The sequence below is a fragment of the Sporomusa malonica genome (assembly GCF_900176355.1).
GTDB classification, from domain to species: domain Bacteria; phylum Bacillota; class Negativicutes; order Sporomusales; family Sporomusaceae; genus Sporomusa; species Sporomusa malonica.
Genome location: NZ_FWXI01000022.1, coordinates 42,961 through 56,685, shown reverse-complemented (window position 1 = coordinate 56,685; position 13,725 = coordinate 42,961). Strand labels below are relative to the sequence as shown.

The window sequence follows — 13,725 nt, the reverse complement described above, 5'->3', positions numbered from 1 at the left end:
TCCGGCGCCGCACTTGGTTTACCCTTGTTATTCGGCGCTATAGTCGCCGTTTGCGTCATATTTTGCAGTCATGGTCTGGTTGGCCATTTGGGTTTTTGTGTTATTAGCTGAACTGGTAGCAGAGGTGGCGCTGCCGGTTTGCGATTGTTTGGCCAATTTGCTTAATTCGCTCATATTGGCCGAGGTTGCAGAACTTGAAGAGGTAGAAGCGGTAGCGGAGGTTCCAGAAGTTCCGGAAGTTCCGGAAGTGCTGCTGGAGTAGTCGTTGTTGGCATCCAGTTTAGCAGTTAGAGTACCAAATTCCCGTTTACTTTCCGCTTGTTTACTTTGCTTGTTTTGTTCCATAGTGTAATACCTCCCTGTTTTTATTATTTGACCGCGTGGCCAATAATAGTATCAGAAATCATAGATCAAGTCATACCAGGGATTTTTTGCCCGACCAATGGGTTGCGCTCTATATGTAAAAATTGCCTTCGAGGTAGATATGAAACAACTAATTATTAATGCAGATGATTTTGGCTTACATGAAAAAATTAATCTAGGAATTATTGAAGGTTACACTAACGGATGTATTACAAGTACTACGATTATGGCTGGCGCACCTGCTTTTGACCACGCGACTGCCTTAGCAGCCGATTACCGGAAGCTTGGGATTGGCGTCCATCTTACCTTGGTAGGCGGATACCCGACAGCTGAACCTGAGCAAATATCTTCACTGGTTGATCAAGAAGGGATGTTCTGTTCTAAATATCCGGTATTTTTAAGAAAGTTTTGTTCTGCTAGTGTCCGGCTTGACGATGTGCGCAGAGAACTTGCAGCTCAGGTCCAAAAGGTGTTGGCGGCTGGAATTCAGGTTACTCATCTAGACAGCCATCAGCATATGCATATCGTACCAGGGATTATTGATGTTGTAGTTGATATTGCCAGGGAGTTTAATATTCCGGCCATACGAATCCCTGCTGAACCATTACTTTTCTTTGGCGGATTTATACCATCTACCGGCCGCGTCATTGGCCGCTCTGGTCTTAGTATTTTAGCTAGTCTGGCCCGCTTGAAAGCTCGGCGTGCCAGACTGGCTGTGACTGATCATTTCTATGGTATGCTGGCAGGCGGGAGTATGGAAGAACTGTTTTTACTAAACATTATTAACAGCCTGCCTAATGGCACAACTGAAATTATGGTTCATCCAGGACAGGATGATACAATATTAACTCCGGTTTTTCCTTGGGACTATCATTGGCAAAAGGAGCTGGCGGCTGTTACTAGCCCACGGGTTGCAGACTGCTTAAAGCAAAGAAAGATTGAGCTTGTGTCGTTTGCCGGTGTGAATAACAGATAAAGGAATGATTGATGATGAAAGCATTAGTAACTGGCGGTGCTGGTTTTATCGGCTCACACACTGTTGAGAAAATGCTGGACAAAGGCTGGGATGTTGTTGTACTAGACAACTTAAGTACTGGCTTACGGGACAATGTTGATGCCAGGGCCAGGTTTATTGAGCTGGATATAGTAGATAGTAAGTTGTCAAACATATTTGCTCAGGAGAAGTTTGACTATGTGGTTCATTTGGCTGCCCAGACTGCAGTACCATATTCTATTGACCATCCGGATATTGATTGCAAGGTGAACTTGCTTGGCCTTGTGAATGTGTTAGAAGCATGCCGCCATACAAGTGTCAAACGGGTGGTTTTTGCTTCAAGTGCTGCGGTGTACGGGGATGTAGACAGCCTGCCGGTCACTGAAGAGTGTACTCTAAATCCGACGTCTTTTTATGGTCTGACCAAGCTTACTAGCGAGAAGTACCTGGCTCTGTATAACCAGATACATGGGGTAAACTATATCGCTTTCCGTTACGCTAATGTTTATGGCGAGCGACAGGGCGATGGCGGTGAGGGCGGGGTAGTCAGCATTTTTACCCGTAAAATATGTCTGGATCAGCCTGTTCACATTTTTGGCGATGGCGGTCAAACTAGAGATTTTATTTATGTCGGCGATGTGGCTGAGGCCAATTGTCAAGCGCTTACGGCACCGCAGATGGCAGCAAACAGGGTATATAACATCAGTACGCAAACACAAACTAGTGTTAATGATTTGGTTGAACTATTGGCAGCGGCAGCTGGTAAACAGGTTGATAAAATCCATGCTCCAGCCAGAGACGGGGATATATATCACTCCATGCTATCAAATCAGGCTGCTGTCGAAGGTTTGTATTGGAGGCCGCAGATGCTGTTAGCAGAAGGGCTGGGCCGAACGTATCACTCTTTAAAAAAAATGCCTTAGATGGAGGATAAGCATGCTTAGACGGTTGGATAAAAGTTTTTTTATTGTCGCATGTATTGCTGCAGTGATCATGTTTTTTTATTTGGGAAATATTCCGTTATTAGATCCTGACGAACCGGTTTATGCTGAAACTCCTAAAGAGATGATAAATTTTAACGAATTCTTATCTCCGCGTATCTATGGAGAATACTGGTATGATAAGCCACCTCTGTATTATTGGTTAGTCGCTGGTGCTTTCAAGGTTTTTGGAATGGGGGAATTTTCAGCGCGTTTTCCCTCAGCTTTTTTAGGTGTAGCTGGAGTGTTAGCATTGTACTGGTTTGGCTGTGAAATCTTTAATAAACGTGCAGCCATGGCAGGAGCACTTGTTTTGTCAACAAGTATCGAATATTTTTACCTTGGTAAAGCAGCAGTTACCGATATTACACTTAATTTCTGCCTGACACTTGCTTTACTGGGGTTTATTACAAAGCGCTATTATCTGATGTATATCTTTACAGGCTTGGCTACTGTAGCTAAGGGGCCGGTCGGTTTTCTCTTTCCAGGTGCCATAATATTCCTGTATTTGGCTGCTACAAGTCGGTTCAAAATACTCAAAGAAATGAAGATGCCAACAGGGATTATATTATTTGCTGTCACTGCTTTGCCATGGTATTTGTTCATGTATAGCGTACATGGTAATGCCTTTATTGATACTTTTCTTGGGTTTCACAATGTAACCCGTTTTACTTCGCCTGAGCATCCGGAATTAGTAGTGTGGTATTACTTTATTCCAGTATTACTACTTGGATTTTTTCCATGGACGTCAATTCTCTTTCAATCGGTGTGGGTTTCATTAACACAAAGAAGTCAAGGGAATAATAAGAAGCTACTATTTTTGAACATCTGGGCAGCCTTCATTTTTATCTTTTTTACGATATCCCAGACTAAATTAGTATCGTATATTTTGCCAATGTATCCGCCGCTGGCACTTATTGCAGGCTGGTATATTGACCGGGTTTGGGAGTTCAGAGAGCGCAGTATTATGTGGCCGATTGTACTTGCTATCTTGTCAGCACTCATTATTGCTGGTATGTTTACTGGGTTGAAGCTGTTGCCTATCTTATCTACTGGAATTATGATTTCTGCTGTGTTATTTATCGTAATGACATTATGCTCATTAGTATTTATATGGAAACGACAGATTGGGAAGGCATTTTGGGCTCAGGTAATTGGAATGATGCTGTTTTCCATGGTACTTGTCAGTCTGCTGTTTGCTGGAGCTGCGCCATACTTTACGTCGAAATATATTGCTCAAGAATTTACTAATAAATATGATGGAAAATCGCCAGTCTATGTAATGAAGTTTCTTCGTCCTGGATTTGCCTATTATACTAATGTTTATGGAAGTGAAATCAAGGCAAAGGAATTAGCAACTGCGGTTAATAGTGCACAAGGTAAGGCCTATTTTGTTATTCAGCAGGCTGACTACAAGGAACTAACAGAATCAGAGCGGGAAAGGGTAAAAATTGTGGCTGAAGCTGCAGATAGAATCATTTTGATCAAAGAATAGAAAATTTTTGTACCTAGGCAATTAGGCCTAGGTGATTTTTTTTGTTACTTTGTAATGTTTAAAGCAGGAAAACATTATGAACATATCCAATTATATTTAATTAATCAAATATATGGAATTGGCAGGTCTAAAAGGAGGATTGACGATTAATCTGCTGACACCATAATTTTTAGGGGGGACATTATGAAAAAGTTTTTTGCTATTTTGGTGGTATGTATGATGGTGGCTGGCATCCTGGCCGGTTGTGGCGGTAGCCAAACAACATCACAGAAGCCAACTCAAATGATTCTGGCTACCGGCGGTACAGCAGGAACGTATTACCCGTTTGGCGGCGCAATGGCGCAAATCTTTAACAGCAAGGCTCAGAATGTCAACGTTACCGCCCAAGCGACAGGGGCCTCGGTTGAAAACCTGCGCCTTGTCAATAAAAAGGAAGCAGAATTGGCCATTGTTCAAAGTGATATGCTGGACTATGCATATAACGGTAAAGAGTCTTTTAAGGAGAAACTACCTAATCTAACTGGTATTGCAGTACTATATCCTGAGATTATCCAACTGGTGGTGCGTGCTGACAGCGGTATTAACAGCATTGCTGATTTGAAAGGCAAAAAAGTAGGTGTTGGTGCACCTGGCAGCGGCACGGAGGCCAACTTCCGCCAGCTTATTGATGTTTTCGGCATGGACTACAAAGCACTTACTCCACAGTATCTTTCTTTCGCAGAAAGTGCTGACCAGTTTAAAGATAAACATGTGGATGCTTTCTTGGTAACAGCCGGTATTCCCAACTCGGCCATTCAGGATATTTCCGCTCAGCATAATATTAAAATTTTATCGTTGGCTGATGATAAGATAGCTCAACTTACCCAAAAGTACCCATTTTTAGCTCCTGTTACTATTCCGGCTAATACCTACAAAGGTCAGACTGAAGCCGTAAAAACAGTAGCTGTAAGTGCTACTCTTATTGTAAGCCCACAAGTCAAAGATGATGTGGTCTATAATATTACCAAAGCGTTGTTCGAAAATCAGGCTGATTTAGCCAGAGCCCATGCGAAAGGCAAAGAGCTTAGCTTAGAATCGGCTGTCAAAGGTATGTCGGTGCCTTTCCATCCAGGAGCAGCCAAATATTTCAAAGAAAAGGGCGTACTAAAATAAGAGAAAACTGATATGCGTAAAAGTTTAATTGTGGCCGGCGGCGTTGCAGCAATTCTGCTGTTTCTTGCCGCCGTCCCCTTTCATACCGTTCTTAGCCTATCGCTTGCCAAGACCGGCGATCCGGTGTTATATGCTTGGATAAAACCTAATCAGGAATTTATTCTCAAATTTATCCACTCTGTTAACAAACGTCCGGTATCTGATTATATCAGGGTGGAAGATCAGCATTTTGTTGTGGTTAAATCGGTATATGATTCCTTTGGTGCCGGTATGCCTGAGACTTCCATTGATGGCATGGAGCTGAAATTTAATGCTCAAGGGCAGCTTGAATTAACGAACATCAACCGAAGGTTAGATAAGTTTACTGTGTTTGTCGGCACTGTTGCTGAGCATTCGCTAATAATTAATGATCAGGAGATCTATCTCGCAGAGTTGGCTGCGCCAGGGAAGGGACTGCAATTTGAAATTACTAAAATATCCTATTATGAATTGTGGAAGGGCAGGTGTCTTAATTGAGTAAACCGCATGACCCTCAAAAAAACGGGGGCAGTCCTGAGTTTGAGCCCGAAATATCGCAGATTGAACTAGAAGAATTAATGAAAAAAGTCGACAAAGAATCGACTTTCCGCAAGCTGGAAGGATTTCAGCATAAGCTAGTATATCTTATTGCTGTAGTTTTTTCCTGTTATCATTTGTATACAGGTATTTTTGGTATGTTTGCCGCCCAAATCCAGCGTTCGGTGCATTTGGCTTTTGCGTTTGCACTGGTGTTCCTGCTGTACCCCGCAAATAAAAACTCGTCAAACCGTATTGGCGCGATTGACTATATAACTGCTGCCTTAGCCACTTTTACCGGTCTCTATTTGACGATTGAATATGAGCGGCTAATGACTGCAGCCGGTAACTATACTCAGGCTGATTTGCTTTTTGGTATATTGGGGGTGCTGTTTACCTTAGAAGCAGCTCGCCGTGTTGTTGGTACACCGATTGTAGTAATTGCCGCATCTTTTCTGGTATACGCCTATTTAGGCGACTATTTCCCCGGATTTTTATCCCATCGGGGGTATTCACTTGAACGGATAGTTACCCACATGTATTACACTACAGAAGGCATTTTAGGTATTCCACTTGGAGTTTCATCAACATTTATCTTTTTATTCCTCTTATTCGGCGCATTTTTGGAGCGCACTGGTATTGCTAAATTATTTATTGATATTGCTAATGCTATTGCCGGTTGGGCATCAGGCGGTCCCGCCAAGGTCGCTGTAATTACCAGTGCCTTAGAGGGCACTATCTCAGGCAGTTCGGTCGCCAACACTGTAGGTTCTGGCAGCTTTACCATCCCAATGATGAAAAAACTAGGCTACAAGCCCGAATTTGCAGCAGCTGTTGAGGCTGCTGCTTCGACTGGCGGTCAGATTATGCCGCCGATCATGGGGGCTGCCGCCTTTCTTATGGCTGAGTTTATTGGCCTGCCCTACATTGAAATTGCCAAAGCCGCCGTTATTCCGGCGTTGCTTTATTTTACGGGTGTTCTAATTTCAGTGCATCTTGAGGCAAAACGTCTTGGCTTAAAAGGCGCTAACCGCTCTGAGTTACCAACAGTTTGGTCGGTAATGAAAGAACGTGGACACTTATTTGTGCCGCTTATTGCTATTATTTATGTGCTTACCGAAGGTTTTACACCTGTCCTGGCAGCACTTGTAGGTCTAGCGCTATCAGTATTAGCTGGCATGATTAAAAAAGATACACGCATGGGTTTCGGTGATATCATCAACGCTTTGGAGGCTGGAGCGAGAAGCGCACTTGGCGTGGCTGTTGCTTGCGCGACGGCGGGTATCATTGTCGGTGTTGTTACTTTAACCGGGGTTGGGCTAAAAATGGCCAATGGTCTGGTAGACTTGGCTGGCGGCAACCTGCTCTTAACATTAATGTTTACAATGGTTGCATCTCTTATCTTAGGTATGGGCGCTCCCACTACTGCCAACTATGTCATTACTTCGACGATTGCGGCCCCGGCACTGGTACTCCTTGGGGTGCCGATCTTAGCGGCTCATATGTTTGTGTTTTACTTCGGTATTGTGGCTGATATTACTCCGCCGGTTGCTTTAGCTGCCTATGCCGGTGCGGGGATTGCTAAGGCTGACCCGTTTAAAACAGGTGTGACAGCCACTAAGCTGGCCATCGGGGCCTTTATTATTCCATATATCTTTGTGCTTAGTCCGCAAATAATATTGATTGGAAGTACGCCGATGGGGCTTGTCCAAATTCTTATCACCTCAATCTGCGGCATGACAGCGATTGGCGCTGCTATGATTGGCTATTTATTAACAAACATGTCAATGCCTGAACGCATTGCCTTCTTCGTCGGTGGATTAATGCTGATTGATCCAGGTACACTGACCGATGTTGCTGGATTGGTTATATTGGCGCTTGGTGGAATTATTCAATTGCGCAGAAAGAAAGCTGACCGGTCGATGTCAATTGGCGGCTAACGGTTAGAAAAAGCAGGGTAACTGCGCGGAAATATTGAATAACCGAGTATTATCGCTTATAATAATACGAGATATACTATAATCCGCTGCAAATAGACATGACCTGAAAGAGGAGTGAAAAGTTGTTATGGCACTGTCTGTTAAACCAAAGCTGTGTAAAGGCTGTGGTATCTGCGTGCATTTTTGCCCCAAATCTGTTCTGGATTTAGATGATATGGGCAAAATTTACGTAAAAGATCCTGATAAATGCATTGTCTGTGGCCAGTGTGAACTTCGCTGCCCGGATTATGCCGTCAAAGTTACGAAAGAAGAACAAACTAAAGCTGAGAATGATGGGAGGGATACCAAGTGACCAAGGCGCGCTTAATGCAGGGGAATCAGGCATGTGCTGAAGGTGCGCTGGCGGCAGGAGTCCGTTTTTTCGCCGGCTATCCCATCACCCCAAGTACCGAAGTTGCTGAAATACTTGCCGAAAAGCTCCCAGAGCTGGGCGGTAAGTTTATCCAAATGGAAGATGAAATCGCCAGTATGGGAGCAGTCTGTGGTGCAGCTCTAACTGGTGTCAAGGCCCTTACTGCCACGAGTGGTCCTGGATTTTCGCTAAAGCAGGAGCTAATTGGCTATGCTTCAATCGCTGAGATTCCGGTAGTTATTGTCAATGTACAGCGGTTAGGCCCAAGTACCGGCAAGCCTACCTCACCAGGCCAAGGTGATGTTATGCAGGCTCGCTGGGGTAGTCACGGCGATCGTGGCGTTATCGCTCTGTCGCCAGCCTCTGTGCGTGAATGCTTTGATGTAACCGTTAAGGCTGTAAATTTCTCTGAGAAATTCCGTACACCTGTTATTCTGCTGTTGGACGAGGTCATTGGCCATATGCGTGAGCGGGTGGAATTACCGGCGATGGATGATATTGAGATTATCAATCGTAAGCAGCCCTCAGTACCACCTAGCGAATATCAGGCCTACAAACCTGAGGCTGATGGCGTCCCAGCCATGGCAGCATTTGGTTCAGGCTATTATTATCACGTCACCGGCTTGGTGCACAATTATCAGGGTCAACCTACGCAGGCTAATAATCTTACTGAAGAACTCATTAAGCGGCTCCATACCAAGATTGACAATGCTCAGGATGAGCTGACACTTTATACTGAACATTATCTTGAGGATGCTGAAGTACTGGTAGTAGCTTATGGTGGTTCTGCTCGCGCAGCAATTACCGCTGTTAAAGCTGCCAGAGCACAGGGAATCAAAGCTGGTTTGCTAAAGTTGATAACAATTTGGCCGTTTCCTGGCCATGTAGTACAGCGGGCAGCCGGTCAGGTTAAGAAGGTAATTGTACCTGAAATGAACTATGGTCAGTTAGCTGGTGAGATTGAACGGTATGTGGGTCAAGATAAAGTTGTATCTGTAACTAGAGTCGATGGCGAGCTGTTTAAACCAGAAGAAATACTTGTGCCTATTGTCACAGCTGCTGGAGGTGCTAAATAATGGCAGACATTGAAAAATATTTGCGCCCGTCAGCCTTCCCTCATATTTGGTGTCCTGGCTGTGGTAATGGTATTATCTTAGCAGCGCTTATCCGTGCCATTGATAAACTGGGTCTTGAACAAGATAAGACAGTCATCGTGTCTGGTATCGGCTGTTCGTCACGGGCGTCTGGTTATATGAACTTTAACACTGTGCATACGGCGCATGGGCGAGCGTTGACTTTTGCTACCGGTATTAAGCTGGCCAACCCGGAACTTAACGTACTGGTTATCACTGGTGACGGTGACTCTACGGCTATTGGCGGCAATCATTTCATTCATGCTGCCAGACGGAATATTGATATTACTACAATTATTTTTAACAATAACATCTATGGTATGACTGGCGGTCAGTCGTCACCGCTTACCCCGTTGGCAAGTAGATCCAGCACTGCACCGTTTGGCCATATAGAGCGCTCGTTTGACATTGGTGCATTAGCTACTGCTGCAGGTGCTACCTATGTTGCGCGCGCCACTGCTTATCATGCTAATATGCTGACAGACCTTATCGTGAAAGGTATTGAGAACAAAGGCTTCTCAGTTATTGACGCCATTACTCAGTGTCCTGTTTCCTACGGGCGCAAGAACAAGATGGGTTCAGCAGCTAAAATGATGGAATGGCAAAAGGAAAGCGCTATTCCCGTTAAAGCAGTATCCAAGCTTACGCCAGAGCAGCTCAAAGACAAGTTTCTTATCGGTGAGCTTCATCACTCTGAAGCCCCTGAATATACTGCTGAATATGACAAACTTATTGCTCATGTTCAAGCTAAAAGGGGGAATAAGTAATGTGGCAAATTAGCTTGAGTGGTACTGGTGGCCAAGGTCTTATTCTTGCAGGCATTATTTTGGCAGAGGCAGCTATTCTTGATGGCAAGCAAACCATTCAGACTCAGTCGTATGGTCCTGAAGCCCGCGGCGGAGCCAGTAAATCTGAGGTTCTTATTAGCGATGAAGAACTCGACTATCCTAAAGCAACTTCGGCAGATATTCTGCTGGCCATGAGTCAGGAGGCCTGCGATAAATATATTGGTCTCTTGAGGCAGGGCGGGCGATTGATTGTCGATACTACGCTAGTCAAAACTATGCCAACAGTTGACGCACAAACGCTGGCGTTGCCGATCACCCATATTGCTCGCAATGAGCTAGGCAATGTTATGGTTGCTAATATTGTTGCTCTCGGAGCACTAGTCGGTTTTGCCGGTGTTGTAGGGCTTGATTGTCTGACGCAGGCTGTGTTGGCCAGAGTGCCTAAAGGCACTGAGGAACTCAATAAGAAAGCGCTTGAAACCGGCTTTGCTTTAGGGCAGGCTGAGAGATAAAGTACTACAGGTAGAAAAGGAGCCTTCCGGTTTTGGAAGGCTCCTTTTAGGTCTTAGGCAAGAAAGTTTTAGCTAATCTTTGATGTTTTCAGCTAAAATCTCAGCTACATGCTTGATCTTTACATTAGGTAACTGCTTATCTAGGCCACCTTGAATCTGCATCATGCAGGCTGGGCAGCCGACAGCGATAATTTCAGCACCGCTATTTTTGATATTAGTGATTTTTTGTTTAAGGATAGGCATCGACAGTTCGGTATATTTGACACCAAAAGCGCCGGCCATGCCACAACATTTGTCACAGTCTTTCATTTCTACCAGTTCATATCCCTTGGCAGCTTCGAGCAGCTGACGCGGTTCGGTGTAGATGCCAAGACCTCGCTTCATATGGCAGGAATCATGGTAGGTGACTTTTGTACTGCCAGCTGTTTTAGTTAAGCGGCCGGTTTTCTGGTATTCTTTCGCGATAAAACTAGTGAATTCGCAGACCTTATGCCCGATTTTTTCGGCACGGGTTTTCCAGTCTGGCTCGTCTTCAAACAGCTCGATATATGTCTGATGCCAGGTTTCAGCGCAGGTTGGGCAGGCTGACAGAATCGCATCAGCGTTGGCGGCTTCGAAGACCTCAATATTTTTCTTGGCAATTCGCTTGGCTGTCTCGCGATCGCCCATACCCAGTACTGGTTTGCCGCAGCAGCTTTGTTCTTCTGGAAAGACTACTTCCATGTTAAGGTCTTGAAGTACTTTATAGACTGACTCACCGGTTTCGGGGAAAATAAAGTCAATGTTACAGCCACTAAAGAAGGCTATCCGCTTGGCTGGTTTATTTATTTTTTTGGTTACTTTAGTTACCCGGTCACGGAAGGGCACGTCAGCTACTGCCGGTAGGCTGCGATCTTTGGCCATGCCTGCTAAAAACAGCGGCAGATGACGAATAACGCGACCAGACTGGAAGGGCTTTTGACCGATGGCGGCTAAACGCAGCAGGGTATGGAAGACTTTGCGGTTTGCCAGGACGTTTTCAAATACCGCTTTAACGCCGAAAGGCAGGCCATGTTCTTTAACTGCTTTGGATCTAAGTTCTTCAATGAGATGAGGGATATCGATTTTGCCAGGGCATATCTCAACACATTTTCGACAGCCGATACACAGTTCATTAATCTTTTCAAAATCGCCCATACTGTTTAAGAAGGCAGTCAGGATGGCGCCAATACCGCCGGCATAGATGTGTCCGTACACGTGACCGCCGACAAGGGTGTATACAGGGCAAACATTGAGACAGGAAGCACAGCGAACACATTGGTAAATTTCTTTGAATTTATCATCATGAGCTGCTTTTAAGCGGCCATTATCAAAGAGGATAATATGAAGCTCTTTATCTTGCTCAACCCATTTGCCGTCTTGCTTAACCATTACAGGGGTAGCGCCTGATGTCATAGTCATATAGCTTGTCATGAGCTGACCAGTGGCGTTGCGCGGCAGGGTGCGCAAGATCGGAGCGGCATCTTTAATGGAAGGGATCAATTTTTCATAGCCGATGATGACAACATGAACACGCGGCAGGGTAGTAACAAGACGTGCGTTGCCTTCATTAGTTACTAAGCCGATGGCGCCATTTTCCGCAATGCCGAAGTTTGCACCAGAGATACCCATGTCCGCTTGCAGAAACTCAGTTCTGAGCGCTGTACGGGCTGCTTGTACCATGAAGGGAATATCTGTAGGGATTTCCTGCTTTAGTTCTTTGGAAAAATAACCGGCAATCTGCTCACGGTTTAAGTGAATGGCTGGCATAACCATATGGGAAGGCTTATGACCTGCGAGTGAGATAATCCACTCGCCCAGATCGGTCTCTTTGACATGAAGGCCAGCGGCTTCCAGGTCATGGTTAAGATGAATTTCTTCAGAGGCCATGGACTTGGATTTAACAATCCGTTTTACATTTTTTTCTTTGCAGAGGTTAATGAGGTATTGCTTGAGTGCATCACCGTCTTTGGCGCGGAATACTTTAGCACCGCGCTTAGTAGCTTCGGCTTCGAATTTGTTGGCAAGATTGTCGATGTCGGCAACGGCCCTCATTTTCATTTGCCGGACTTGTTCGCGCAGTGCCTCAATATCGGCAACGTTTTCATAGGCTTTAGCCCGGGAAATAGGATAGGCTTCGGCAAATCGTCCTAACGCGCCGCGCAATACTTCATCATTTAATTTTTCTTCTATTTCGTTCTTTATATTACGGTTGTTTGTTTCCATTACTTACTACCTCCGTTAACTTCTTCATCAACGGCAATAATGACAAAACGGCTGGGACCATGTACCCCGATTGTCAGAACGCGTTCGATATCCGCAGTACGGCTAGGGCCAGTAATGAAGCTAATATAGCCATGGTCATAAACTTTGGAAATGACTTCCATGGCTTCAGTTATACCAGGCACAACATTACCACTGTTCATAAAAGCAACATGAACGGGGGGCAGCATGGAGACTAACCGGCTTTCGAATGCCATAGCGTCCTGGCAGACGCTGCCTGATTCGGCAATGCCAAATTCAACAGCTGAGATGCCAATATCGGCGCTTTCTGCGTGCTCGGCAATGTCGGCTTGCTGGGTATAAAGGGTAACACCTAGTTCAGCTAGCGCGGCATTGATACCGGCAGCTTGTTGCAGCGGGCTGTTAACAGCTACGACCTTTCGAGCGTTAGTGTACTTTACGAGGTTGGCAATAACTTCTTTGGCTTCGGCCGCTGTTTTCACCCGAAAAACTTCAGCGGCTGCATTTTTAGCTCTGGTTTCGAACTCTGAGAATAAGCTGGTGCCGCTCAAACAGGATGTAAGTGCTTGGTTCCAGTTCTCACTAACTCTTTTCAACTCTTCACTCCCCCAATAATAGAAGATAATTAATTGGTATGATGGTCTGACCAGTATATCATTTCGCTAATAAATCTTCAAAATCCTTTTTAATTTGCTAAAAAATGCGAAAGTTCCGGTAAGAAATTAAATTATTTTATTTTATAGTATAATTATGAGGATGACCAGCAGGAAATTACTCAATGGTATGGAATTATATTATTGTTATCCTGTAAGAAAGTATAACTTTCCGTCTGGATAAGGCAACATCGACTTCCGCTGTCGCCAAAGGCTCGGCGCAAGCCGTGTTTTCTTTATAATTTGATAAGTTTAAGGGAATGGGTGCTTCACGCTTAATTGGGAAGTCCGGTGCAACACCGGCACGGTCCCGCCACTGTAATGGGGATGCCGCTTAATGTATGCCACTGGGAAACTGGGAAGGCTTAGGTGCGCGATGAACCAGAGTCAGGAGACCTGCCTGTTCTAACACATACCGTTTTGACCTACGGAAGATAGGCAGGTGTGGGTACAATAATCAGGCAAATCTGTTCTTATTGTTTGTTA

Annotated in this window: 13 protein-coding genes and 1 riboswitch; of the genes, 10 read left to right on the top strand and 3 right to left on the bottom strand. The window is 44.9% G+C overall.

All coding sequences use genetic code 11. From position 1 onward, the window contains the following. Positions 1–27: 27 nt before the first annotated feature. On the bottom strand, positions 28–345 hold the full coding sequence (locus B9A22_RS19930) for a hypothetical protein (RefSeq protein ID WP_084577698.1): 318 nt from the start codon (positions 343–345) through the stop codon (positions 28–30). A 139-nt stretch (positions 346–484) separates the two neighbouring features. On the opposite strand from B9A22_RS19930, the gene B9A22_RS19925 reads away from it, so the two are divergent. From B9A22_RS19925 to B9A22_RS19880, 10 genes are all read left to right on the top strand, one after another. Next, positions 485–1,339 (top strand): ChbG/HpnK family deacetylase, encoded by an 855-nt coding sequence (locus B9A22_RS19925; protein ID WP_084577697.1) that lies wholly within the window; start codon positions 485–487, stop codon positions 1,337–1,339. Between the two features lie 14 nt (positions 1,340–1,353). Then, positions 1,354–2,280: an NAD-dependent epimerase/dehydratase family protein gene (locus B9A22_RS19920; protein ID WP_084577696.1), complete on the top strand. Its 927-nt coding sequence runs from the start codon at positions 1,354–1,356 to the stop codon at positions 2,278–2,280. Between the two features lie 13 nt (positions 2,281–2,293). Next, on the top strand, positions 2,294–3,832 hold the full coding sequence (locus B9A22_RS19915) for an ArnT family glycosyltransferase (protein ID WP_084577695.1): 1,539 nt from the start codon (positions 2,294–2,296) through the stop codon (positions 3,830–3,832). A 183-nt stretch (positions 3,833–4,015) separates the two neighbouring features. Beyond that, positions 4,016–4,984, top strand: coding sequence for a TAXI family TRAP transporter solute-binding subunit (locus B9A22_RS19910; RefSeq protein WP_084577694.1), 969 nt, complete (start codon positions 4,016–4,018; stop codon positions 4,982–4,984). Positions 4,985–4,996: 12 nt separating this feature from the next. Continuing rightward, entirely contained in the window at positions 4,997–5,500 is a 504-nt protein-coding gene (locus B9A22_RS19905; protein ID WP_084577693.1) for a DUF1850 domain-containing protein, read from the top strand. Between the two features lie 80 nt (positions 5,501–5,580). Then, on the top strand, positions 5,581–7,479 hold the full coding sequence (locus B9A22_RS19900; RefSeq protein ID WP_084577736.1) for a TRAP transporter permease: 1,899 nt from the start codon (positions 5,581–5,583) through the stop codon (positions 7,477–7,479). Positions 7,480–7,606: 127 nt separating this feature from the next. Next, a complete protein-coding gene (locus B9A22_RS19895) occupies positions 7,607–7,831 on the top strand; it encodes a 4Fe-4S dicluster domain-containing protein (RefSeq protein WP_084577692.1) in 225 nt (74 codons plus the stop codon). Then, entirely contained in the window at positions 7,828–8,967 is a 1,140-nt protein-coding gene (locus B9A22_RS19890) for a 2-oxoacid:acceptor oxidoreductase subunit alpha (RefSeq protein ID WP_084577691.1), read from the top strand. The genes B9A22_RS19895 and B9A22_RS19890 overlap by 4 nt, the downstream gene beginning before the upstream one ends. Further along, on the top strand, positions 8,967–9,791 hold the full coding sequence (locus B9A22_RS19885) for a thiamine pyrophosphate-dependent enzyme (RefSeq protein WP_084577690.1): 825 nt from the start codon (positions 8,967–8,969) through the stop codon (positions 9,789–9,791). The genes B9A22_RS19890 and B9A22_RS19885 overlap by 1 nt, the downstream gene beginning before the upstream one ends. After that, positions 9,791–10,324 (top strand): 2-oxoacid:acceptor oxidoreductase family protein, encoded by a 534-nt coding sequence (locus B9A22_RS19880; RefSeq protein WP_084577689.1) that lies wholly within the window; start codon positions 9,791–9,793, stop codon positions 10,322–10,324. Before B9A22_RS19885 ends, B9A22_RS19880 begins: the two co-directional genes overlap by 1 nt. A gap of 72 nt (positions 10,325–10,396) precedes the next feature. Here B9A22_RS19880 and ldhH read toward each other — a convergent pair whose 3' ends face one another. Both ldhH and B9A22_RS19870 read right to left on the bottom strand, forming a co-directional pair. Next, the gene (gene ldhH / locus B9A22_RS19875; RefSeq protein ID WP_084577688.1) at positions 10,397–12,568 is read right to left on the bottom strand and encodes an L-lactate dehydrogenase (quinone) large subunit LdhH; all 2,172 of its coding nucleotides are present in this window, start codon (positions 12,566–12,568) and stop codon (positions 10,397–10,399) included. Beyond that, on the bottom strand, positions 12,568–13,182 hold the full coding sequence (locus B9A22_RS19870) for a LutC/YkgG family protein (protein ID WP_084577687.1): 615 nt from the start codon (positions 13,180–13,182) through the stop codon (positions 12,568–12,570). Before B9A22_RS19870 ends, ldhH begins: the two co-directional genes overlap by 1 nt. Positions 13,183–13,484: 302 nt before the next feature. Further along, positions 13,485–13,657, top strand: a riboswitch (cobalamin riboswitch). Positions 13,658–13,725 lie beyond the last annotated feature (68 nt).

Coding starts and splice junctions, on each gene's coding strand:
- B9A22_RS19895 (WP_084577692.1), top strand. CDS start 7,607: ATGGCACTGTCTGTTAAACCAAAGCTGTGTAAAGGCTGTGGTATCTGC.
- B9A22_RS19910 (WP_084577694.1), top strand. CDS start 4,016: ATGAAAAAGTTTTTTGCTATTTTGGTGGTATGTATGATGGTGGCTGGC.
- B9A22_RS19900 (WP_084577736.1), top strand. CDS start 5,581: ATGAAAAAAGTCGACAAAGAATCGACTTTCCGCAAGCTGGAAGGATTT.
- B9A22_RS19905 (WP_084577693.1), top strand. CDS start 4,997: ATGCGTAAAAGTTTAATTGTGGCCGGCGGCGTTGCAGCAATTCTGCTG.
- B9A22_RS19880 (WP_084577689.1), top strand. CDS start 9,791: ATGTGGCAAATTAGCTTGAGTGGTACTGGTGGCCAAGGTCTTATTCTT.
- B9A22_RS19915 (WP_084577695.1), top strand. CDS start 2,294: ATGCTTAGACGGTTGGATAAAAGTTTTTTTATTGTCGCATGTATTGCT.
- B9A22_RS19925 (WP_084577697.1), top strand. CDS start 485: ATGAAACAACTAATTATTAATGCAGATGATTTTGGCTTACATGAAAAA.
- B9A22_RS19920 (WP_084577696.1), top strand. CDS start 1,354: ATGAAAGCATTAGTAACTGGCGGTGCTGGTTTTATCGGCTCACACACT.
- B9A22_RS19930 (WP_084577698.1), bottom strand. CDS start 345: ATGGAACAAAACAAGCAAAGTAAACAAGCGGAAAGTAAACGGGAATTT.
- ldhH (WP_084577688.1), bottom strand. CDS start 12,568: ATGGAAACAAACAACCGTAATATAAAGAACGAAATAGAAGAAAAATTA.
- B9A22_RS19885 (WP_084577690.1), top strand. CDS start 8,967: ATGGCAGACATTGAAAAATATTTGCGCCCGTCAGCCTTCCCTCATATT.